The following is a 22,735-nucleotide window of genomic DNA, read 5'->3' on the forward strand; positions in this document are numbered from 1 at the left end:
ATTATCTGACGATCAAGGACGCTTGAGGGCGTACAACTTGCCGTCACGGCTCTGCACATACAGGGTCTCGCCATCTACCAGCGGGGCGGCGTAGAGACCACTGCTATCGAGCTGCTGCATCGCCTTGATGGTACCGTCGGTACGATCAAGCCAATACAGGTATCCTTCCACATCACCCACCACCACATAGTCACCGAAGATGACAGGTGCAGTGACGGTACGATTTTCCAGCTGGGTGTTGGACCACAGCTCCAGACCGTTGCGACGGTCGATGGCAAACAGGTGGCTGCGACTGTCGGTCAGCACGATGGCATTTCCGGTCATCGCCAGATCGCGATAGCCGGAATACTTGCGCTTCCACACTTCATCGCCGGTCATCAGTTTGCGCGCCATCAACTGACCGTTGTAGGCGATGGCGTAGAGCTCATCACCGGCGATCAGCGGGCTGGCATCGACGTCAACCATGCGGTCCAGCTCGGTAGCACCGCGCGGATCAGCCACCTTGGACTGGCGCACAGGCTGGCCATTGCTCAGCAGGGCGATGCCCACCTTGCCATCGGCACGACCGTAAATCACGGCGCCATTGGTGATCACCGGTGCACCGGCACTGCGCAGGGTCAGCGGCGGCTGCTCTTCGGAGAGCGACCACTGCATCTTGCCTTCATCAGTGTCGAGGGCGATCAGGCGACCGGAGGTGGTCAACACCACCACGCGGCCATCTTCCACCGCGGGGCTTGCCACCACTTCGCCGGGCACATTGGTCTGCCACAGCACTTCACCATTCTCTTCGTTCAGGGCGTAGACCACCCCGTTCTCGGAGCCGAGGAACAGCTTGCCGTAACGGGAGACCAGACCACCAGAGAGGCGGGCACTGCGTTTGTCGGCGTTAACCGGCAGGTCTGCCAGATCGACAGTCCAGAGGCGATCGCCACTGGCACGGTCAAAGGCGCTGACATCGCCGTCGCGGGCCGCCGCATAGATACGATCCTCTTCCACCACCGGCTTGAGCTGGGAGTAGAAGTCACCGATACCATCACCCACAGTAGATGACCATGCGGTGTCGGCAGTGAAGGCAGATTCAACCTTGGGCAGCGGCGCCATCGGGTTGAGATCCTCTTCGGAACTGAACAGGGAGCAACCCTGCAGAGCGAAGGAGACCGCAGCCCCCAGCGCCACCATCTTGAATAGATTACGCATCCGGTGCCTCACCAGTCGCAACGGCCGGCAGGGCCAGATCGTCCATTTTCAGCTTGAGCTCGGCACTACCCTGCAGGCCGCCGGCATCGGCCGCCGCCTGATAGGCATCACGAGCCTCTTCGGTCTTGCCCTGCTTTTGCAGCACATCACCACGGGCTTCGGCTACCTGCGCCTTGAAGGCGTCATTCTGGATGGTCGCCAGCTTGGCCAGTGCTTCATCTGCCTTGCCCTGATCATTCAGTACACGGGCCAGACGCAGCGCCACGATGGGACGAATGCTCTCGTCACCCGTGGTCGCCACCAGCTCCAGCTGCTCGGCAGCCAGATCCAGCTTGCCCGCCTTGACGGCAGCGGCAGCCAGTTGCAACGCGGCCAGTTCACCGTAGGAGTCACCCTTGTTGGCGGTAACAAACTGCTGCGCCTGCTCGAAACCGGCGGCATCGCCCTTGGCCAGCTGCTCAATCACCTGGTTGTAAGAGTGGGAGGAGGCCTCCATGGTCTCTTGCTGGTGCTGGTTGTAATAGCGCCAGCCGAACAGACCGACCAGACCGATCACGGTCCCGGCAATCACCGAGGTTCCGTTCTCTTTCCACCACTCCTTGATAACCTCAACCTGTTGTTCTTCGGTGGTATAGACTTCCACAGCTTACTCTCCTTTGGCTGCCAGCAGGGCAATGGCGGCGTCAACCTTGACGGTCTGTTGCTCGGCCTGACCACGCAGATATTTGATAGTGATCTCCCCGTTTTGCACCTCGGTCTCACCAAGGATCAGGGCGATTGCCGCGCCGCTCTTGTCGGCACGTTTGAGTTGTTTCTTGAAGTTGCCACCACCGCAGTGGCTCATCAGGCGCAGGTCCGGCAGGGCATCGCGCAGACGCTCGGCCAGCTGGAAGCCAGCTTGCTCAGTCCCCTCGCCCACCATCGCCAGATAGACATCCACCGCCGGGCGGATATCGGCGTTGAGCTCGAGAGTTTCCAGCATCAGCACCAGACGCTCCATGCCCATGGCGAAGCCCACGGCCGGGGTCGGTTGACCGCCCAGCTGCTCCACCAGACCATCGTAACGACCACCGGCACAGACGGTGCCCTGGGCACCCAGACTGCTGGTGACCCACTCGAACACGGTCAGGTTGTAGTAGTCGAGACCACGCACCAGACGCTCGTTCACTTCGTATTTGATACCGGCAGACTCGAGCAGGCGCTTGAGCCCCTCGAAGTGGGCCAGGCTCTCTTCGCCCAGATGGTCGAACAGACGCGGGGCACCCGCCAAAATGGCCTGCACCTTTTCATCCTTGGAGTCGAGCACCCGCAGCGGGTTACTGTACATGCGGCGCTGGCTCTCTTCGTCCAGCTGCTCCTTGTACTGCTCCAGATAGGCCACCAGCGCATCGCGGTAAGCGGCACGCTCGGCGCTCTGACCCAGGGTGTTGAGCTGCAGGGTGACATGCTCGCTGATGCCAAACAGACGCAACAGACGGTGAGTCAGCATGATCAGCTCAGCGTCAATGTCCGGCCCGTTGATGCCAAACAGCTCGACACCGAACTGGTGGAACTGGCGATAACGGCCCTTCTGGGGACGCTCGTGACGGAACATGGGGCCCATGTACCACATCCGGCGTTCCTGGTTGTAGAGCAGACCGTGTTCGATACCGGCACGGACGCAGCTGGCGGTCCCTTCCGGACGCAGGCTCAGGCTGTCGCCGTTGCGGTCTTCAAAGGTGTACATCTCTTTTTCGACCACGTCGGTCACTTCACCGATAGCGCGCTTGAACAGATGAGTCTGCTCGACAATCGGCATGCGCACTTCGCTGTAGCCATAGCTGGCAACGACCTGGCGCAGGATCTGTTCAACCTTCTGCCATACCGGGCTCTGCTCCGGCAGGCAATCATTCATACCGCGAATAGCTTGGATCTGTTTTGCCACGTTGATACTCGAGAAAAAGAGGTAAAATTTGGCCGCATTATAGGGATTTTCCCCCCCAAGGTAAAATCAGGGAATCCGGATGCGGGATTTAAAATCAGTCACCTGGAAAAAGGGCCACCCAATGTGGCCCCGTTTCGCTCACTCCTTGTCCATCGGGATCCGGTTGGCGGGATCCAGCATGGCGGCGCGGGCGCGAATGCGTCGCTCCAGAGTTGGAATGAGATCCTTGTTGTCGAGCCGATCGACCCGCTGGCCCCCTTCATAGAAGGCACTCTTGTTGGCGGCACCCGCCAGACCAAGGTCGGAGACCAGTGCTTCGCCCGGGCCATTCACCACGCAACCGATGATGGAGACATCCATCGGGGTGATGATATCTTCGAGCCGCTCTTCCAGAGCATTGACGGTGGCGATCACATCGAACTCCTGCCGTGAGCAGGATGGGCAAGCGATAAAGTTGATGCCACGGGAGCGAATACGCAGGGACTTGAGGATATCGAAACCGACCTTCACCTCCTCCACAGGATCCGCCGCCAGCGAGATACGCAGGGTATCGCCGATGCCGTCGGTAAGCAGCATGCCCAGACCGATGGCAGACTTCACCGCGCCGGCACGGAAACCGCCCGCTTCGGTGATGCCAAGGTGCAGCGGCTGTTCAATCTGCTTGGCCAGCAGGCGATAGGCACCGACTGCCAGAAACACATCGGAGGCCTTGACGCTCACCTTGAAATCCTGGAAATCGAGACGATCGAGATAGTCCACGTGACGCATGGCGGACTCTACCAGCGCCTCTGGGGTCGGCTCGCCGTACTTCTCCTGGATATCTTTCTCCAGCGACCCGCCATTGACCCCGATACGGATCGGGATATTGAGGTCGCGTGCACAATCGACCACCGAGCGCACCCGCTGCTCGTTGCCGATGTTGCCCGGGTTGATACGCAGGCAATCGGCACCGTACTCGGCCACTTTCAGGGCGATGCGATAGTCGAAGTGGATATCGGCAACGATGGGGATGCGGGTCTGCTGTTTGATGAGCCGGAAGGCTTCCGCCGCTTCCATGGTGGGCACGGAGACACGGACGATATCGGCACCGACCCGCTCGATCCGCTGGATCTGCTCGATGGTGGCGGCGACATCTGTGGTCTTGGTATTGGTCATGGTCTGCACGGTAATGGGGGCATCGCCCCCAACCGGTACATTACCAACCATGATCTGTCTGGATTTACGACGAATGATGGGTGATTCGTGAGAAGACATGGGAAACAGATTACTCCTGCGGCAGTGAGAAGCGGGCTGTACGACCGTTGTTGTAACGGCTCATATCAAACGACTGACCCTTGTAGTCAAGCTTGACGGCCATGGGCGCGCCAATGATGAACTTCAGGGGCTCGGCGCCTTCCAGCACCAGCTCGTCGTTGGCCTTCTTCAGACCACTGAACAGGGTCTTGCCGTTGGCATCCTTCACATCCAGCCAGCAATCGGCGGTGAAGCTCATCTTCAGTTGCGGCGCAGTCGCCGGATCAACGACAGCCTCTTCAGATTCGGTGCCATTGGCGCCGGATACCGCTGCATCGGTCGCAGTGCCGACAGCCGCGCTGACAGCGCTCGGGGCAACAGCCGCAGAAGCAGGCGCCAGGGTAGCAGTCGCATCGGAGACAACTGCAGGGGCAGCCACGTCCGTGGCGGCCGGTGCGATGGTAGCGCCTTCCACCGGAGCGGTGTTGATTGCATCGGGCGGCGTGATGGCAGGTTCAGCCGGAGTCGAACCGGTTGCACTCATCTCGGTGGCAGCCAGCGCTTCATCACCGGCGGAGCGACGGGAAGTACTCTGCCACCACCAGGCGACCGAGAGCGCAATCAACACCAGGATCACCAGCCAGGTCACCACCTTGAGCCGACTGTCGTTGGCTTGCTGACGGGAGCGACGGGAGAAGCTCTGCATGTCGATATTGTCGGGAGGAGTCAGACCCAGCTTGTCGTAAGCAGCCAGAATGGTCTCGTCGGGGATCCCGACCAGCTTGGCATAGGTACGCAGATAGCCCCGAATAAAGGTATGGGAGGTGTGCTTGTCGTAGGTATCCGATTCGATAGCGGCGATCAGGGTCAGACGAAGGTGAATGCGGGACGCAACCTGTTCTCGTGTCCAGCCAAGCTGTTCACGGGCGTTGCGCAGCAATTGGCCTGGGCCTACTGCCTGGGAGTCGTCTTGGAAATCGTGTTGCTGTTCAATAGTCATTGGCTAAATAACGCTTGGCTTGTTGCGAAGTGGGATATTGCCTTACCAGCTCAGTCCCGAATTGGTGAAGTAATGCCGGCTTGTCCATCGCCTGCGCCAGCCTAAGTCTCAACCAGAGACTCTCCTCGTTCTCGTCTGACACATCGGCAAAACGGGCGAGGTAGGACTGCACATCAGGCAGCTTGCCATCTTTCATGGAAAGCTCGGCCAAGTCCAGCAATAACCCTGGATTGCGGGGATTATACCCCAAGGCCAGGCGATAGTACTCGCCTGCTTTATCATTTCTGCGATTTTGCAGCGCACAAAGTGCCGCATTTTCATAGGTATCGGCAATTTTTACGTAGCCTGGCTGAGTAACAGCCTGGTTGAACGCCTGATCTGCCTCGGCATACCTGCCGCGATCACAGAGGAAGGCACCATAGTTGTTCATTGCGTCAGCATTGGACGGATCCATGGCAAGGGCGTTCTTGTAATGGGTCTCGGCTGCCTTGAAATCTCCTACCTTCTGGTAAAAGTAGGCAAAACCGATCTGGATCTGGGGGTTGGAGGGGTCATACTGGAGGGCGCGGTCAAGATTGAACTTGGCCTGCTCAGCATTGCCCTGACGCAGGTACTGGATACCCAGGTCGAGGCGGGTTTGGGCAGCCGCCTTGAGGTCAGGACCCACTTCACGCTGGGTCGAGTTCTGGCCAGCGTAAGTGGTCTCGGTCACACAGCCTGGCAGCGCGCAGAGCGCTGCCACTACGATCAATGTACGTGTATCCATTCCCTGTCTATACAATGGCTTAGCATTTAAACCATTTTGACGGAAATCCCATCCTGTTGCATCCGATTTTTGATAGTTCGCTTGGTACGGTCAATCACGTCACCCACCAGCTGACCACAGGCGGCATCGATGTCATCACCACGGGTCTTGCGGACAATTACGGTGAAACCGTACTCCATCAGCACCTTGGAGAAGCGATCGATACGGCTGTTGCTCGGCTTGCCGTAAGGGTTGCCCGGGAAGGGGTTGAACGGGATCAGGTTGATCTTGCTCGGCGTGTCCTTGAGCACCTTGGCCAGCTCGTGCGCATGCTGCATATCGTCATTGATATGATCGAGCAGCACATACTCGACGGTCACCCGACCACCGTTGGCATTGGATTTGGCCAGGTAACGACGGACACCGGCGAGGAACTCCTCGATGTTGTACTTGTCGTTGATCGGCATGATCTCTGAACGCAGCTTGTCGTTCGGGGCGTGCAGGGAGATAGCCAGCGCCACGTCGATCTGGTCACCCAGCTTGTCCAGCGCAGGTACCACGCCAGAGGTGGAGATGGTCACCCGGCGCTTGGAGATGCCAAAGCCGTAGTCATCCATCATCAGACGCATGGCGGGCACCACATTGGCGAGGTTGAGCAGCGGCTCGCCCATCCCCATCATCACCACGTTGGTGATGGGACGCTTGCCACCGACCACGCGGGCCGCACGCCACACCTGACCGATGATCTCGGAGACTTTCAGATTGCGGTTGAAGCCTTGTTGAGCCGTGGAGCAGAACTTGCACTCCAACGCACAGCCAACTTGAGAGGAGACGCAGAGGGTCGCGCGGTCATCTTCCGGGATGTAGACGGTCTCGACCTCCTGATCGCCCACCTGCAGAGCCCACTTGATGGTGCCATCGGCAGAGCGCTGCTCGCGGCTGATCTCGGGCGCCTTGATCTCGGCGATCGCCTTGAGGCGCTCTTTGAGCACCTTGTTGACGTTGGTCATCTGATCGAAATCATCACACCCAAAGTGATAGATCCACTTCATGACCTGATCTGCCCGGAATGGCTTCTCGCCCAGTTCGACGAAAAAGGCACGCATGGCATCCCGATCAAGATCCAGCAGGTTGATTTTTGTTTCGCTCATCAATGGCCTCAGTTCAAACACTTCATCAATTATTGGCTGACGACGTCAGGGGGCGGCATTGTACAAATAATGGGTCTGGCTTTCCACCTGGAGAATAGAGGGATATTGCGTAAACGGCGAAAACAACAAAGGGAGCCTAGGCTCCCTTGGGTCATCATCCACAAAAATCAGCCGCGCGGGCAGATCTCGTTGTCAGAGAAGAAGTAGGCAATTTCGCGGGCCGCGGATGCCGGTGCATCGGAGCCATGCACTGCGTTGCGATCGATGCTCTCGGCATAACAGGCACGCAAGGTACCAGCCAGCGCCTCTTTCGGGTTGGTAGCACCCATGATCTCGCGATTGCGACGGATGGCGTCTTCCCCTTCCAGCACCTGCACCATGACAGGGCCAGAGGTCATGAAGCTGACCAGATTGTCATAAAAAGGCTTGCCCTGATGCTCGGCATAGAAACCGGCAGCCTGTTCACTGCTCATGTGCAGCATTTTGGATGCCACCACTTTCAAGCCTGCGCTTTCGAAACGGCTATAGATGGCACCGATCAGGTTCTTGCTGACAGCATCCGGTTTAACGATAGAGAAGGTACGTTCGATGGCCATTGATATCTTTCCTTAACTACAGAGTTTTATTGTTAGAATCCATGTTCGCTGGCGATTATACGTAAACAAAAACCGGAAAAACACACAAACAAGCAACTTTTTATTAAACATCACTCCCTTGCAATCAACATCCACACTCATCTTGACCGAGCAGAGCCGGAAAATATGTGCGCTTGCGCACGATAGTTACCTTAAGCCGCCAAAACCCCATCTTTTGTTCACAATTCGAACAACATGAAAAAGGCACCCGAAGGTGCCTTGTCTCGCCTATTTGGCTTCAGCCAGCAGGGCCCGCGCTATGGTGCGCATCCCCAGGGTATTGGCTCCCGGCGCCCAGAGAGCATCGCCGTTGTCACTGAAGCAGGCGGCCAGATCGATATGCAACCAGCCCATCCCTTCGTTGGCAACGAAACGGGAGAGGAAACCCGCCGCGTTGGAGGCGCCACCCGGCCCGCCACCCTTCACCGGACGGCTGTTGGCCGTGTCGGCGTAATGGGAGGGACACTGCTGGCGGTGCCAAGGCTCCAGCGGCAGCGGCCAGGCAGGCTCATGCTCAGCATCGGCATAGGTCATTGCGCGGCTTACCAACCCTTTGTCGAGGCCGAACAGAGCATTGTAGCGCCCACCCAGCGCCATCACGGCTGCGCCGGTCAGGGTCGCGGCATCGATGATCAGCGGTGCGCCGGACTCGCTCGCCAGTTGCAAGCCATCGGCCAGTACTAGCCGCCCCTCGGCATCGGTATTCACAATCTCGACCGTGGTGCCGTTCTTGTAGGTGAGGATGTCGCCCAGCTTGTAGGCGTGGCCGGAGACCAGGTTCTCGGCGCAGCACAGGATCAGCTTCACCCGCTTGTCGAGCCCGCGCAGCATAGCCAGCGCCAGCGCACCGGTGACAATCGCCGCGCCCCCCATGTCGCACTTCATGGTGAGCATCCCCTCGGAGCTCTTCATGGAGTAGCCGCCGGAGTCAAAGGTGATCCCCTTGCCCACCAGCGCTGCCGCCACCGGCGCCTTGGGGTCACGCTCCGGGTTGAAGTCGAGCTCCAGCAATACCGGTTCGCGCGCACTGCCGCGGCCCACTTGGTAAAGGCCGACCCAGCCCGCCTGTTGCAGCGCTTCGCCTTTCAAAATGCGATGACTCACCTTGTCCGGCGCCAGCTCGGTAATAAAGGAGGCCGCTTCCACCGCCAGCTCCAGCGGGCCCAACTGCTCCGGGGTGGCATTGGTCATCTCGCGCACCCAGCGGCCACAGAGCCAGCGAGCTTCCAGCTCCTCTCTGTCCTCTTCCGAGGACATGGCCCACTGCAGTTGCACCTCCGCCTTGGGGGTTTGCAGCCCTTGGGCAAAAGCCCACTGCTGCTCGCGCTCCCAGTGTCCGGCCAGGGTCACTTTCTGGATCCCCTGCAGACAGAGGCGCCGTGCTCCCTGCTGAATATCGGCCAGTGGCGTGGCCGTCACCAGATGGATCACCATGCCATCGGCACGGTGGGAGAGCAGCGCCCCCTCCCCCCACTCGGCCGGTGCAAATTCACGACTTAACCAGACATTCATGCGGTTACCTCCTGCAGCCAGCGGGCGATGGTACGCAGACCGTGCCCCTTGGCGCCGGTCGCCCAGAGATCATTGCCCGATTTCTGATAGGAGGCTGCCAGATCCAGGTGCACCCAACCCTTGCCCTCATCACGCACGAAGCGGGAAAGGAACGCAGCAGCCGTGGTGGCACCGGCCGTGCCCTCTGCCGAGGCGACGTTGCCCAGCTCGGCAAAGGCCGAGGTGAGCTGGCTGGCATGCCAGGGCTCCAGCGGAAGCGCCCACGCCTGTTCGTTTTCCACCTTGGCGGCGGCCAGCGCACGCAGCTGTTCGGTCTCATCGAGGGCAAACACCGCATTGTAGTCGCGCCCCAGCGCCATCTTGGCGGCGCCGGTCAGGGTGGCTGCGTCAAGGATATAAGCCGCACCGCTGTCGGAGGCCGCCATCAGGCCATCGGCCAGCACCAGACGACCTTCCGCATCGGTGTTCTGGATCTCGACCGAAACCCCATTCTTGTAAGTGAGGATGTCGCCCAGCTTGAAGGCGTGGCCGGAGACCAGGTTCTCGGCGCAGCAGAGAATGAGCTTCACCCGCTGGTTCAGACCGCGGCTGATAGCCAGCGCCAGCGCGCCGGTCACCATGGCCGCGCCGCCCATATCGGACTTCATCGGCAGCATGTTGTCAGAGGACTTCATGGAGTAGCCACCGGAATCAAAAGTGATCCCCTTGCCCACCAGCGCCGCCACCACGGGCGCATTGCGATCACCGGTCGGGTTGTAGTCGAGCTCCAGCAGCACAGGCTCGCGCTCGCTGCCACGGCCAACCGACCAGATCCCGATATGGCCGGACTCGCGCAGCGCTTCACCGGCGGTGATGCGGGCAGTAACCTGATCCCCAGCCAGACCACGAATGAGCAACAGGGCCGATTCCGCCAGACTCATGGGGTAGATCTCTTCCGGACAGCCATTGGTGATGTCACGTACCCAGCGAGCCGCCTTGAGCAGCGCATCCAGTTCACGGGCTTCCGCGTTGCTCTGCTGGCCAAAATCCAGTTCACGCGCTCCCTTGGCGGCGTAGAACCCCTGGGCGAACGCATAGCGACGCTCCAGATCCCAGCCTTCACCGACCAGCGTCACCCGCTTGATCCCGCTCGATTCGAGGCGACGGGCGGCGCGCTGAACGGTGCGCAGAACATCCTTCTCCTGACCGGCGGCACCAAGATGGATCAGTGCCTCGTCGCCATTGAAACTGAGCTGGGCGCCCTCGCCCCAATAGGCGGCCGCAGCCTGGGTGGATAACGCTACCTTCATCATGTCAGCCATCGTGTTTGCTTCCTTTTTACTGGCACTATGTATAAGCACTCTTTATGGGAAAGAGCTTATTGGCAAAGAGAGAATAACGAATACAAAAAAGGCCGTGCCCACGAGGGTCACGGCCTTCCACCATATCACTGAAGCACCACAGGATGCTGCACGTGCAATTCACTCATGTGTAATTAATGGCGTTCAGAGGCAAGGTTCAGGGTGTACTTGGGCAGTTCCACCACCAGATCCTCGTCCGCCAGTTTTGCCTGGCAGCTGAGACGGGATTCCGGCTCCAGCCCCCACGCCTTGTCCAGCATGTCGTCTTCCAGCTCGTCGCTCGGCTCGAGCGAGTCGAAACCTTCGCGCACAACGCAGTGGCAGGTGGTGCAGGCACAGGATTTCTCGCAGGCGTGCTCGATTTCGATACCGTTGCGCAGCGCCACATCCAGAATGGTCTCGCCGCTTTGCCCCTCGAGGGCGGCGCCATCCGGACAGAGTACGGGATGAGGAAGAATGATCAGTTTTGGCATATTACACCTTGTTGACGTTTTGTCCGGTCAGCACCTTGCGGATGGAGGCGTCCATCCGGCGGGCTGCAAACTCGCCACTGACAGCATCGGCTGCCTCAATGGCTTCTTTGATTTGATGGGTTGCGCCGCTGTTGCGTATGGTCAGCAGATGGGCGATGGCGGCATCAATCTCGGCACGCTCGGCAGCATTGAGCAGGGCATCGCCATCGGCGGCCAGCGCCGCATTGAGACTCTCGACCACCCGGTCGGCTTCAACCTGCTGCTCGGCCAGCATGCGGGCATCCATATCCTGCTGGGCGTTCTCGATGGAGGCACTCAGCATGTTGAGGATATCCTGCTCCGCCAGCCCGTAAGAGGGCTTGACCTGGATCTCGGCCTGCACGCCGGAAGATTTCTCCATGGCGCTGACCGAGAGCAGACCATCCGCATCCACCTGGAAGGTGACGCGAATATGGGCGGCGCCGGCTGCCATCGGCGGAATACCAGTCAGGGTAAAGCGGGCCAGGGAGCGGCAATCGGCCACCAACTCGCGCTCACCCTGTACCACGTGAATGGCCATGGCGGTCTGACCATCCTTGAAGGTGGTGAACTCCTGGGCGCGGGCAACCGGAATGGTCGTGTTGCGCGGGATCACTTTCTCGGCGAGACCACCCATGGTCTCCAGACCCAGCGACAAGGGGATAACGTCCAGCAGCAGCATCTCGGCATCGGGCTTGTTGCCCACCAGAATATCGGCCTGGATGGCGGCGCCAATGGCGACCACCTTGTCAGGATCGATACTGGTCAGCGGCGTACGCTGGAAGAACTCGCCCACCAGTTCACGCACCAGCGGCACCCGGGTGGAGCCACCGACCATCACCACTTCCAGCACTTCCACCTGCTCGAGACCGGCATCGCGCAGGGCGCGGCGACAAGCCAGCAAGGTCCGTTTCACCAGCGGGGTGATGAGTTCATCAAACTGGCTGCGGCTCACTGAACCCTGCCAGCCAGCAAAGGTGCACGCCACTTGCTCGGCATCGGTCAGGCCGTGTTTGACGGCCGCGGCCACATCCAGCAGCTCGCGCTGCAGATGGGCATCCAGCTCACCGGAGAGGCCCGCCTGCTCCTTGATCCAGTCCGCCAGCAGGTGATCAAAATCATCACCGCCGAGGGCGGAATCGCCGCCGGTCGCCATCACTTCAAACACACCGCGGTGCAGACGCAGGATGGAGATATCGAAGGTGCCGCCCCCCAGATCGTAAACCGCGATCACCCCTTCCTGACCGGAGTCAAGGCCATAGGCAATAGCAGCCGCGGTCGGCTCGTTGAGCAGCCGCAGCACGTGCAGACCGGCCAGACGGGCCGCATCCTTGGTGCCCTGACGCTGGGCATCATCGAAATAGGCGGGCACGGTAATGACCACGCCATCGAGATCGCCCCCGAGTGTCTGGGCGCCACGTTCGGCCAGCTTTTTGAGAATTTCGGCCGAGACCTGTACCGGATTGACCAGCCCCTGACGGGTTTGCAGTTGCGGCATGCCATTGTCGGCAGCGATGAACTGGTAGGGCTGCTGGCGGGTATCGATATCGGCCAGCGCCTTGCCCATCATCCGTTTGACCGAGACGATGGTGTTGTGAGGATCGAGCGCCGCTTCGCGCTTGGCATCAATTCCGACTCGAATGGCGTCGTTTTGATAGTGCACCACTGACGGGAGCAGGTCGCGCCCTTGCTCATCGCAAAGGGTATCGGCGTGACCACTGCGAACCGCAGCGACGAGAGAGTTGGTGGTGCCAAGATCGATGCCGACGGCACGTTTGTGCTGATGAGGAACAGCGCTCTGGCCGGGTTCGGCGATTTGCAGTAATGCCATGGGTAATGAAACTTCCAGCGTTAAAGGATCAAGACTCGAGAAGCGAGTCTTCGAATCGTTCCAGCTCTTCGAGGAGCTTGTCGACAAACTTGAGTTTGCGAACGCAATCAGCGGCAACGAGATCTTTGCCGGCGGCAAGAGACTCGGTCAGCTGCTGCATCAACATCTGGTGATCATGCCTGATCTCGCTGCGAAAATCCTTGATGGCGCGCTCAGGGTCGGCGTCATCTTTCAGATCGGCCAGACGCTCGCGCCACTCCAGCTGCTGCATCAGAAATGCGGTATCTTGCAGGGTCTGCTGTTCACCACGGATATCGGTGCCACGCAGGGAGAGCAGATATTCTGCACGGCGTAGCGGCGCCTTGAGGGTGGTGAATGCTTCATTGATCTGGGCGGCACGTTGCACAGCAGCCAGCTGCTCCCGTTCGGGGGCGGTGGCAAAACGATCAGGATGGAATTGGGTTTGCAGCTGGCGGTAGGTATCAGCCAACTGACGGGTATCGAGCTCGAAGCCTTCAACTAGCCCAAACAGCTCGAAATGATTCATGCAAACCTCTTGGAAACGTTCGCCACAACCTCACTCGCCCCTGGCAAATGAGATGTGGTTGAACGGGTCATGGGCGACCCGCTCAACCACAGACGAAGGATCATTGACGTCAAACATCTCAGACACTGAAGCTTTCGCCGCAACCACACTCGCCTTTGGCGTTGGGATTATTGAACTGGAAGCCCTCGTTGAGGCCCTCCTTGACGAAATCCAGCTCGGTGCCATCCAGATGGATCAGGCTCTTGGCATCGACAATAATCTTGACGCCCTGCTGCTCAAACACCTGATCCTCATCGGTCAGTTCATCAACGAACTCAAGCACGTAGGCCAGACCGGAGCAGCCGGTGGTTTTGACGCCGAGGCGCAGGCCAATGCCCTTGCCCCGGTTAGCCAGAAAAGAGGAAACCCGTGCCGCGGCGGCATCTGTCATGGTAATAGCCATACTGCTCTCCGGCGCTTAGAGACCTTTCTTCTGCTTGTAATCGGCGATGGCGGCCTTGATGGCGTCCTCAGCCAGAATGGAGCAGTGGATCTTCACCGGTGGCAGGGCCAACTCTTCAGCGATATCGGTGTTCTTGATGCCAGCCGCTTCGTCCAGGGTCTTGCCCTTGACCCATTCGGTCACCAGGGAGCTGGAGGCGATGGCAGAACCGCATCCGTAGGTCTTGAACTTGGCATCTTCGATGATGCCTTCGTCGCTGATCTTCAATTGCAGCTTCATCACGTCGCCACAAGCGGGCGCACCGACCATGCCGGTTGCAACGCTGGGATCATTCTTGTCGAAACCACCGACGTTGCGAGGATTCTCGTAGTGGTCGATTACTTTTTCACTGTAAGCCATATCTCACTCCTGCTAATTCTGTTGCTCACTGACCCGGTGGATCAGTGATGAGCCCATTCGACCGTGTTCAGATCGACGCCGTCTTTGTACATCTCCCACAGTGGGGACATCTCGCGCAGACGACCGATGGAGTCACGAATAAGCTTGACCGCGTAGTCAATCTCTTCCTCGGTGGTGAAGCGACCCATGCTGAAACGGATGGAGCTGTGTGCCAGCTCGTCGTTCAGACCCAGTGCGCGCAGCACATAGGAGGGTTCCAGGCTGGCGGAGGTACAGGCCGAACCGGAAGAGACCGCCAAATCTTTCAGCGCCATGATGAGGGATTCCCCTTCCACATAGGCAAAGCTGACGTTGAGGTTGCCCGGAACACGTTGCTCCAGATCGCCATTGATGTAGACGGCTTCAATATCCTTGATGCCATTCCACAGACGCTGGCGCAGAGCCAAGATGCGCTCGCCTTCACTCACCATCTCTTCTTTGGCGATGCGGAAAGCTTCGCCCATCCCGACGATCTGGTGGGTCGGCAGAGTACCGGAACGCATGCCGCGCTCGTGGCCGCCACCGTGCATCTGGGCTTCCAGACGAACGCGGGGTTTACGGCGAACAAACAGTGCACCGATCCCTTTCGGACCATACACCTTGTGCGCAGAGACGGAGAGCAGATCCACTTTCAGTGCCTCCACATCTACCGGGATCTTGCCCACACTCTGAACGGCATCCACGTGCAGCAGGATCTTGCGGGAACGGCACAACTCGCCGATGGCGGCAATGTTCTGAACCACACCGATTTCGTTGTTCACATGCATGATGCTGACCAGGATGGTGTCATCACGCATGGCATTCTCGATCATCTCGATAGTGAACAGGCCGTTTGGCATAGGCTCAAGATAGGTCACCTCGAACCCTTCACGCTCCAGCTGGCGACAGGTATCGAGCACCGCCTTGTGTTCGGTCTTGGAGGTGATGATGTGCTTGCCCTTGCTGGCATAGAAGTGGGCAACACCCTTGATGGCCAGGTTATTGGATTCGGTCGCACCGGAAGTGAAGACGATCTCGCGGGGATCGGCACCGATCAGATCTGCCACTTGATTACGGGCCAGATCCACCGCTTCTTCGGCTTGCCAGCCAAAGCGATGAGAACGGGAAGCCGGATTGCCGAACAGGCCATCCATGGTGAGACACTGCATCATTTTTTCTGCGACACGCGGGTCCACCGGACAGGTTGCCGAATAATCAAGGTAAATAGGCAGTTTCATGTTTTTCTCCGTCACAGTCCGGGTCATACAGAGTCCCGCTGTGGAAAGCACGTTTATAGTTGGACTTTCAAGCTCACATCGCCGTGTTCTGCCCGATCAACCAGGGACAACACGGTCTTCATTTGTTCATCTTGCTTGCCGGCAATGCGGCGCACATCGGCCTGGCGTACCAGCTCGGCCAGGGTGATATCCCCGAGGAAACTGGAGATCCGCTCGCTCAGATCGCGCCACAGGGAATGCGTCAGGCACTGGGTACCGCCGTGGCAACCGCCCTTGCCGAGGCACTTGGTTGCATCGACCGACTCATCGACGGCAGTGATCACCTGACCAACCGAAATCTCGCCTGGGGCCAACCCGAGGCGATAACCACCACCCGGGCCACGCACGCTGCTCACCAGACCATGTTTACGCAGGCGGGCAAAGAGCTGCTCGAGATAGGACAACGAGATGCCCTGGCGCTCGGAAATATCGGCAAGGGGGACGGGCCCCTGCTCTGCATGCAGCGCCACGTCGAGCATGGCGGTTACAGCGTAACGTCCTTTTGAAGTCAGTCTCATGTGCCTTACCGTCTTGCGAAGCAATTTAATGGGGCACATGATCACATACCCGACCAAATCAGTCAAGTATATGGTTGAGTAAATCAGTCGGATTAATCCGGTACGCGCGCTTTCTGCACCGAGGTCAGAATACCGCGCAGAATGTTGAGCTCCGCCGCTTCCGGCCGAGCTCGATTGAACAGGCGACGCAGCTTGCTCATCACATGACCCGGATGGTCATCAGCAATAAAACCGGTCTTCATCAGGGTTTGTTCCAGGTGCTGATAAAACCCTTCCAGCTGGGCGGCACTCGGATAGGCCATCTCATCTTCAGGCTCGGCGGCCTGCCCCTGCAGCCAGCGCATCCGCACTTCGTAGCAGAGAGTCTGCACCGCCATGGCCAGATTGAGAGAGCTGTAATCAGGATTGGCCGGAATGGCCATGTGATAGTGGCACTTTTGCAATTCGTCGTTGGTGAGACCGGTGCGCTCACGACCAAACACCAACGCGACCGGATGCTGCATCCCCTCAACCACCGACTTTTCGCCGGCCTCACGGGGATCGAGCATGGGCCAGCTCAGGGTTCGCGAGCGGGCGCTGGTGCCAATCACCAGACCACAATCGGCGATCGCGTCGTCCAGTGTCGGGACGATACGGGCATTGGCAAGCACATCGCAGGCACCAGCCGCCAGGGCGAAGGCATTGTCATCCGGCAAGGCTTGCGGATCAACCAATACCAGCTGGGTCAACCCCATGGTCTTCATGGCGCGGGCCGCAGACCCCATGTTGCCGGTATGAGAGGTGTTTACCAAAACGATACGAATCTGATCCAACATGCCCAGTCAATCTTCAGTCAAAAATGGCGCGCAATTGTAACATAAGAGAACACGATGTTGGCACCGTAAAAGCCGAGCCATTTCAGAACAAAACCACCCGTTTGTATAACAAACCAGCATGAGGGAAGTGAGAGGGGGGGACTAAACTTGATGGATATCCGATAAACGGCACAGGAGACACAACGCCATGCTTCCTCCCTTTATCTATGAGAGATTGCCCAGCCTCTACCTGCTGGCAGCCATTGCCATTATTACGTTGAGTGATCAGCCCCTGCTCTGGTTTGCAGGCGCCTTGCTGTTTATCGCCGGAGCGGTGACCTGGATGATGCGCTCCAGCTACCGGCGTACCGACCTGATTATCTTTCCGAGCAAACGCTGGCTGCAGCCGGAGTGGCTGTATGAAGCGCAGCCCTTCATCTGGCTGGCTGCGGGGCTGGCCATGTCACAGCTGTCCGCCCCTGCGGCACTCATCGCCTTGGTGCCCTGTCTGTGGGCCTGTCGTTGCCTCTGGGCACGGCACCATTATCGTCGCCATGCCCATGGGGTGATTGTCCACTTAAGACGGGATCCCGCCCGGCGCCGTCTGCACCGGAGCCTGCGCTGACTCGGTGCGGGCGCGTTCGATAAACGTCGCCAGATCCATCAGGGGATACTTCATCAGGCTCGGCAAGCCATCGAGATCCAGACTGTCCATCAAGTTTTTCACCTCAAGACCCAGTTCGGTATCCCCTTCTATCTTCAGCTTGCGCTGGAAAAAGAGCGAATCCGGATCCTCTTTGCGACCAGCGATGAGGATCAGGTCGTTGGCGGTACCGCTGAAGCAGACATCGGCCTTGTCACACTCGCGAGCTACCACCAGCTGGCCATTCTGCTCACTGATAAACCAGCACAGCTCCAGATCAGAGACTTCGACTTTCAGCCACTTGTCTGCCAGAAACTCGAAATCGCCATCTTCGATAGCCTCTTTGAAAACCCGGGCCAGTAAACTCTCCATCAGCTGCTTTTGCAGATTGAAGGGAACAAGCTTGAGGGGATGGCGCAAGAAGCGCGGAGCCTGTTCGACCAGGCGGCGTTGCAGTTGTTGAAACACGATAGACTCCCTTTTTTGCGCATTCAAACACAGGGAGAGTGGCAAGATCCTGTTGGAAATCAAACTTGTGCAGGGTTACCTCAAGAAGGGTAAAGCCACATAAAGCTGCCTCAGGTCAAAAAGCGGGAGTGCATGGCTGCATACAATCAGGGCTCGTTTGCCCTTCATATGCACTCTCGGAGCGTACCAATGGAATTACTCTGTCCGGCAGGCAGTTTGCCGGCACTGAAAACCGCCGTGGATAACGGGGCCGATGCCGTTTATATCGGTTTCAAGGATGACACCAATGCACGCCACTTTGCCGGTCTCAACTTTACCGACAGCAAACTGGAGAAGGCGGTAGATTATGTGCATCAACATGGTCGCAAGCTGCATATTGCCATCAATACCTTTGCCCATCCCGGGGCCGATACTCGATGGAAACAAGCGGTTGATCGCGGGGCGGCCCTCGGCGCCGATGCGTTAATCATCGCCGATCTCGCCGTGCTGGAATATGCCAGCCGCCACTACCCCGAGATGGAACTCCATGTCTCGGTGCAGGCCAGCGCCACCAATACCGCCGCCATTCGCTTCTATCAGCAGCAATTCAATGTTACACGGGTGGTGCTGCCCCGGGTGCTCTCCATGCATCAGGTCAAGCAACTGGCCCGCGAAACCGATGTTGGCCTTGAGGTGTTCGCCTTTGGCAGCCTCTGCATCATGGCCGAGGGGCGCTGCTATCTCTCCTCCTACATGACTGGCGAGAGTCCCAACACCGTCGGCGCCTGCTCACCGGCCAAGTTCGTCCGTTGGGAAGAGACCCCGAATGGTCTCGAGTCGCGGCTCAACGAGGTGCTGATCGACCGCTATGGCCCGGGCGAAAATGCTGGCTATCCGACCCTGTGCAAGGGGCGTTTCGACGTGGATGGCCAGACCTACCACGCGCTGGAAGAGCCCACCAGTCTCAATACCCTGGGTCTCCTGCCCGAGCTCTTCAAGACCGGGATCCAGTCGGTCAAGATTGAAGGGCGCCAGCGCAGCCCCGCTTATGTGGAGCAAGTGACCCGGGTCTGGCGTGCAGCCATCGATGCCTATCAGGCCAATCCCGAGGCCTATCAGGTCAAAGCTGAGTGGGATGCCCAGCTAGCCCGCGTCTCCGAAGGTAGCCAGACTACCCTCGGCGCCTACCATCGTCAGTGGCAATAAGGAGTCCACCCATGCAATTTTCTCTCGGGCCTCTGCTCTTCTACTGGCCCAAAGCCGATACCGAAGCCTTTTACCATGCCGCTGCCGACAGTCAGGCCGACATCATCTATCTGGGGGAGACCGTCTGCAGCAAGCGGCGCGAACTCAAAGTCGATGACTGGATTGCGCTGGCCCGTCAGGTGGCCAGCTCCGGCAAGCAGGTGGTGCTCTCGACCCTCGCCCTTATCTCCGCCCCTTCCGAGCTCAAGGAGGTGAAGCGGCTGGTCGACAATGGCGATCTAATGGTCGAAGCCAACGATCTCGGTACGGTGCAACTCGCCTGGGAGGCAGGGATCCCCTTCGTCTGTGGTCCCGCCATCAACGCCTATAACGCCGATGTGCTGCGCATGCTGCTCAAACAGGGGATGAAACGCTGGGTCATGCCGGTGGAGCTCTCCCGTGACTGGCTGATCCAGCTCAATCAGGATCTGGGCCCCCTGCGCGACCAATTTGAGGTGGAGGTGTTTGCCTACGGCCATCTGCCGCTCGCCTACTCGGCGCGCTGCTTTACCGCCCGCTCTCTCGACAAGCCGAAAGACAACTGCGAGCTCGCCTGCATCAACTACCCCACCGGACGACTGGCCAACAGCCGTGAGGGGCAACGGGTGTTCAATCTCAACGGGATCCAGACCCAGTCCGGTTACTGCTACAACCTGGGTAACGAGCTGGCTGGTATGGAAGGTCTGGTAGATGTGGTCAGGCTTTCGCCGCAAGGGATGGTGACGCTGGAGATGCTGGCCCGCTTCAAAGCCAACCGGCAGGGCCAGGCTCCCCTCTCCTTGCAGCAAGGAAGCGATTGCAACGGCTACTGGCGTCAGATCCCCGGCATGAGCCTGGTGGAGTAAACCCGCCATTTGCCCAACAAAAAGGCCTCATCGCGAGGCCTTTTTTACCACTATCTGGCAGTAGATCAGGAGGGCTGATCCCCCTTGTTACGAGCGCTCTGGGCACCTGGCGGCAAGGGCTTGCGCGCCATCAACTCCAGCTCCAGCAGCGCATAGCGGTGCTCGATGAAGTCATAGACGTTGTTGGATAAGGCCAGCTTGAAGTAGCTGATGGCCTCCTTGCGGTTGCCTTTGCCCAGCTCGAACTTGCCCAGATAGAAGTAAGTTTCACACAGGCGCTCGGCAAGCTCCCGGTTATCCTTCACCCCTTTCACCACGTTGCCCATCAGCTGGGAAGCGTTGATCTCGCCGGTATAGAGGCGAACCAGATCCCAGTTCCAGGCGTCGTCATCGTACTTGTTGAGACGCTCGCGCATCCGGCTCATGGCGGCCGACGGGTCGAGTTTCTGCTCAGCCAGATAGAGCCAGATCACCCGATAGGGGTCTTCCGGCTGCGCCTCGTAGAAACGCTTCATATCGGCCGCGGCCAGCTCGGGACGGTTACCGTAATAGAGGGCGATGCCACGGTTGAGATAGGCATAGTCATAGTCCGGCGCCAGTTCGAGGGCGGAATCGAAGGCATCATAGGCTTCGTCGTAATTCTGCTGCTGTACCAGATAGACGCCGATGAAGTTGTAGGCTTCGGCGAAATCCGGTTTCTCCCGCAGGGCACGGTTGAAATCGAGCCGCGCGAGGGAACGCAGACCAACCCGATCAAACACCACGGCACGCTCATAGAACAACTCTGCCCGTTGCTCGGTGGTCAGTTCCATTTCACTGAGCATCTGCCCGAGTCGGGCGAGCGCCAGCTCACTCTGGTAGGAGACCTGCAGGGGGGTCGCCAACACCAGTGAAGCAGGCTGCGGCTTGGGAACCTTGGGGGTGTTAACCTGACTGCTACTGCTGCAACCCCACATGGGAAGCAACAACAGGATACCGAGGAGGTATCCAATCCCTTTCCTGACGTTCAATGAACACTCCGACGCTTACGCTTGACCCCGCATATGGTAAAGGTCAACTGCCGCTTTGTCATGTAGCTGTGCCCCTCTACCTCAAATAAATCAGGATTCGACAGGGTATCCGGCATCGCACCAACCGCGAAAGCCGCCGTCGACGCTGATCACCTTGCGATAACCCATCTGTTGCAGGTTGTCCGCAGCCAGAATGGAGCGAAAACCACCACCACAATAGAGGTAGAGCTCGGTCTCGAGATCCGGGAACTGGGTCTCGATATCCCGCTCAATCACGCCACGACCCAGATATCGGGCTCCGGGCAGATGCCCCCTGGCCCACTCGCTCTCTTCCCGCACGTCGATCAGGTGAAACGTGCGCCCTTCGTCCTGCCAGCGCTTGATCTGGTGAACATCGGTTTCGGTGATGCGGGAGCGGATCCCGTCAACCAGCGCCAAAAAACGGGGATTGTGATGCATGACAAACTCCTGTTGTTTAAATCATGTGCGTCAGCAAACGACACGCAGAGATAAGAAAAGAGCGCCATGAGGCGCTCTTCACTGTTACGGCAGGATTTCCTGTTGGTCCGCACCCTCTTTCTCTACCTGGGTGGGCAGCATGTGCTCGCGCTTGACGCCGAGGAACATGGCAAACGCACTCGCCACATAGATGGAGGAGTAGGTACCGAACGCCACACCGATCACCATGGCCACGGCAAAACCGTGGATCAACGCACCGCCCTTGAGCAGCAGCGCCAGCACCACGATAAAGGTAAGGCCGGAGGTGATGATGGTACGACTCAGGGTCTCGGTCATGGAGAGATCCAGAATGTACTCGGTATCCCCTTTACGCACCTTGCGGAAGTTCTCCCGCAAGCGGTCGAACACCACGATAGTATCGTTCAGGGAGTAACCCACCAGGGTCATCAGTGCCGCCAGTACAGTCAGGTCGAACTCGTACTGGAAGTAGGCAAAGACACCCAGCGTGATCACCACGTCGTGCACCAGGGAGAGAATGCCCCCCAGCGCCAGACGCCATTCGAAACGCACTGCCACGTAGGCCAGGATACAGAGGATGGAGGCCAGCATGGCCAGCGCACCATCGGTCGCCAGTTCATCCCCCACGGAAGGGCCGACAAACTCGACGCGTTTGAGCACAGCGCCCTCGTCGAGCTGCTTGGCCGCCGCCAGCACTTCGTTACCCTGTTGTTCTACCTTGACCCCCTCTTTCGGGGTCAGGCGGAACAGCACGTCACGGCTGGAGCCAAAGTGTTGCAGGGTTGCCCCTTCAATCTTCTGCTCTTCCAGAGCGTCGTGGATCTTGTCCAGGCTCACCGACTGCTGGAACCCCACCTCGATGGTGGTACCACCGGTAAAGTCCAGACCCCAGTTCAGACCCCGATCAAACAGGAAGAACAGGGCTACCACCATCAGCACGGAAGAGAAAACCACACCCGGCTTGGCATAGCGCATAAACGGGATCGGTTTTTCAAAATGTAGAATCTGAAACAT

The 22,735-nt window shown here is 58.8% G+C and carries 25 protein-coding genes; 3 read left to right on the forward strand and 22 right to left on the reverse strand.

What is annotated here, in order from left to right:
* Positions 1-12 precede the first annotated feature (12 nt).
* The 18 genes from bamB to trmJ form a co-directional block, all read right to left on the reverse strand.
* Positions 13-1,197 carry an outer membrane protein assembly factor BamB gene (bamB, locus tag AB5Y90_RS13910; protein WP_005333796.1) on the reverse strand — a complete coding sequence of 395 codons (1,185 nt, stop codon included), beginning with the start codon at positions 1,195-1,197 and terminating at the stop codon, positions 13-15.
* Entirely contained in the window at positions 1,190-1,840 is a 651-nt protein-coding gene (locus tag AB5Y90_RS13915) for a YfgM family protein (protein ID WP_368167012.1), read from the reverse strand. The genes bamB and AB5Y90_RS13915 overlap by 8 nt, the downstream gene beginning before the upstream one ends.
* A 3-nt stretch (positions 1,841-1,843) precedes the next feature.
* A complete protein-coding gene (gene hisS / locus AB5Y90_RS13920) occupies positions 1,844-3,121 on the reverse strand; it encodes a histidine--tRNA ligase (RefSeq protein WP_368167014.1) in 1,278 nt (425 codons plus the stop codon).
* 138 nt (positions 3,122-3,259) lie between these two features.
* Positions 3,260-4,375, reverse strand: coding sequence for a flavodoxin-dependent (E)-4-hydroxy-3-methylbut-2-enyl-diphosphate synthase (ispG, locus tag AB5Y90_RS13925; RefSeq protein WP_005333801.1), 1,116 nt, complete (start codon positions 4,373-4,375; stop codon positions 3,260-3,262).
* A 10-nt stretch (positions 4,376-4,385) separates the two neighbouring features.
* On the reverse strand, positions 4,386-5,354 hold the full coding sequence (rodZ, locus tag AB5Y90_RS13930) for a cytoskeleton protein RodZ (RefSeq protein WP_167565143.1): 969 nt from the start codon (positions 5,352-5,354) through the stop codon (positions 4,386-4,388).
* Entirely contained in the window at positions 5,344-6,135 is a 792-nt protein-coding gene (tapF, locus tag AB5Y90_RS13935) for a PilW family type IVa pilus biogenesis/stability lipoprotein TapF (protein ID WP_368167016.1), read from the reverse strand. The genes rodZ and tapF overlap by 11 nt, the downstream gene beginning before the upstream one ends.
* A gap of 11 nt (positions 6,136-6,146) precedes the next feature.
* Positions 6,147-7,250, reverse strand: coding sequence for a bifunctional tRNA (adenosine(37)-C2)-methyltransferase TrmG/ribosomal RNA large subunit methyltransferase RlmN (locus AB5Y90_RS13940; protein ID WP_005344856.1), 1,104 nt, complete (start codon positions 7,248-7,250; stop codon positions 6,147-6,149).
* Positions 7,251-7,417: 167 nt separating this feature from the next.
* Complete coding sequence (ndk, locus tag AB5Y90_RS13945) at positions 7,418-7,846, reverse strand: nucleoside-diphosphate kinase (protein ID WP_005333805.1); 429 nt, start codon at positions 7,844-7,846, stop codon at positions 7,418-7,420.
* A gap of 267 nt (positions 7,847-8,113) precedes the next feature.
* A complete protein-coding gene (pepB, locus tag AB5Y90_RS13950) occupies positions 8,114-9,397 on the reverse strand; it encodes an aminopeptidase PepB (RefSeq protein WP_368167017.1) in 1,284 nt (427 codons plus the stop codon).
* Positions 9,394-10,698 carry an aminopeptidase PepB gene (gene pepB, locus AB5Y90_RS13955; RefSeq protein ID WP_368167019.1) on the reverse strand — a complete coding sequence of 435 codons (1,305 nt, stop codon included), beginning with the start codon at positions 10,696-10,698 and terminating at the stop codon, positions 9,394-9,396. Before pepB (AB5Y90_RS13955) ends, pepB (AB5Y90_RS13950) begins: the two co-directional genes overlap by 4 nt.
* A gap of 173 nt (positions 10,699-10,871) precedes the next feature.
* The gene (gene fdx, locus AB5Y90_RS13960) at positions 10,872-11,210 is read right to left on the reverse strand and encodes an ISC system 2Fe-2S type ferredoxin (protein ID WP_005333808.1); all 339 of its coding nucleotides are present in this window, start codon (positions 11,208-11,210) and stop codon (positions 10,872-10,874) included.
* 1 nt (position 11,211) lies between these two features.
* Positions 11,212-13,059 (reverse strand): Fe-S protein assembly chaperone HscA, encoded by a 1,848-nt coding sequence (hscA, locus tag AB5Y90_RS13965; RefSeq protein WP_368167021.1) that lies wholly within the window; start codon positions 13,057-13,059, stop codon positions 11,212-11,214.
* A gap of 28 nt (positions 13,060-13,087) precedes the next feature.
* Positions 13,088-13,606, reverse strand: a complete 519-nt coding sequence (gene hscB / locus AB5Y90_RS13970; protein WP_042013204.1) for a co-chaperone HscB — start codon at positions 13,604-13,606, stop codon at positions 13,088-13,090.
* 118 nt (positions 13,607-13,724) lie between these two features.
* Positions 13,725-14,048, reverse strand: coding sequence for an iron-sulfur cluster assembly protein IscA (gene iscA, locus AB5Y90_RS13975; RefSeq protein ID WP_005333812.1), 324 nt, complete (start codon positions 14,046-14,048; stop codon positions 13,725-13,727).
* A gap of 15 nt (positions 14,049-14,063) precedes the next feature.
* Complete coding sequence (gene iscU, locus AB5Y90_RS13980) at positions 14,064-14,447, reverse strand: Fe-S cluster assembly scaffold IscU (RefSeq protein ID WP_005333813.1); 384 nt, start codon at positions 14,445-14,447, stop codon at positions 14,064-14,066.
* Positions 14,448-14,488: 41 nt separating this feature from the next.
* Entirely contained in the window at positions 14,489-15,703 is a 1,215-nt protein-coding gene (locus AB5Y90_RS13985; RefSeq protein ID WP_013723838.1) for an IscS subfamily cysteine desulfurase, read from the reverse strand.
* A gap of 53 nt (positions 15,704-15,756) precedes the next feature.
* The gene (iscR, locus tag AB5Y90_RS13990; protein WP_026035025.1) at positions 15,757-16,260 is read right to left on the reverse strand and encodes a Fe-S cluster assembly transcriptional regulator IscR; all 504 of its coding nucleotides are present in this window, start codon (positions 16,258-16,260) and stop codon (positions 15,757-15,759) included.
* Between the two features lie 92 nt (positions 16,261-16,352).
* Complete coding sequence (trmJ, locus tag AB5Y90_RS13995; RefSeq protein ID WP_368167022.1) at positions 16,353-17,075, reverse strand: tRNA (cytosine(32)/uridine(32)-2'-O)-methyltransferase TrmJ; 723 nt, start codon at positions 17,073-17,075, stop codon at positions 16,353-16,355.
* A gap of 187 nt (positions 17,076-17,262) precedes the next feature.
* Here trmJ and AB5Y90_RS14000 point away from each other — a divergent pair, with 187 nt between their 5' ends.
* Positions 17,263-17,679, forward strand: coding sequence for a hypothetical protein (locus AB5Y90_RS14000; RefSeq protein ID WP_139463849.1), 417 nt, complete (start codon positions 17,263-17,265; stop codon positions 17,677-17,679).
* Here the strand turns inward: AB5Y90_RS14000 and AB5Y90_RS14005 are convergent.
* Entirely contained in the window at positions 17,632-18,165 is a 534-nt protein-coding gene (locus tag AB5Y90_RS14005; RefSeq protein WP_005344837.1) for an SCP2 domain-containing protein, read from the reverse strand. The genes AB5Y90_RS14000 and AB5Y90_RS14005 overlap by 48 nt on opposite strands.
* A gap of 189 nt (positions 18,166-18,354) precedes the next feature.
* Between AB5Y90_RS14005 and AB5Y90_RS14010 the strand changes: the two genes are divergently transcribed.
* Both AB5Y90_RS14010 and AB5Y90_RS14015 read left to right on the forward strand, forming a co-directional pair.
* Positions 18,355-19,350 (forward strand): peptidase U32 family protein, encoded by a 996-nt coding sequence (locus AB5Y90_RS14010; RefSeq protein WP_368167024.1) that lies wholly within the window; start codon positions 18,355-18,357, stop codon positions 19,348-19,350.
* An 11-nt stretch (positions 19,351-19,361) separates the two neighbouring features.
* Entirely contained in the window at positions 19,362-20,234 is an 873-nt protein-coding gene (locus tag AB5Y90_RS14015; protein WP_201991414.1) for a U32 family peptidase, read from the forward strand.
* A gap of 65 nt (positions 20,235-20,299) precedes the next feature.
* On the opposite strand, the gene nlpI is transcribed toward AB5Y90_RS14015, so the two are convergent.
* The 3 genes from nlpI to secF form a co-directional block, all read right to left on the reverse strand.
* The gene (gene nlpI / locus AB5Y90_RS14020; RefSeq protein WP_005351017.1) at positions 20,300-21,244 is read right to left on the reverse strand and encodes a lipoprotein NlpI; all 945 of its coding nucleotides are present in this window, start codon (positions 21,242-21,244) and stop codon (positions 20,300-20,302) included.
* 90 nt (positions 21,245-21,334) lie between these two features.
* Entirely contained in the window at positions 21,335-21,703 is a 369-nt protein-coding gene (locus AB5Y90_RS14025) for a rhodanese-like domain-containing protein (protein ID WP_005351016.1), read from the reverse strand.
* Positions 21,704-21,787: 84 nt separating this feature from the next.
* Positions 21,788-22,735 carry a protein translocase subunit SecF gene (gene secF / locus AB5Y90_RS14030; protein ID WP_005337322.1) on the reverse strand — a complete coding sequence of 316 codons (948 nt, stop codon included), beginning with the start codon at positions 22,733-22,735 and terminating at the stop codon, positions 21,788-21,790.

It is taken from the genome of Aeromonas sp. R4-1 (assembly GCF_040908325.1).
GTDB lineage: Bacteria > Pseudomonadota > Gammaproteobacteria > Enterobacterales > Aeromonadaceae > Aeromonas > Aeromonas veronii.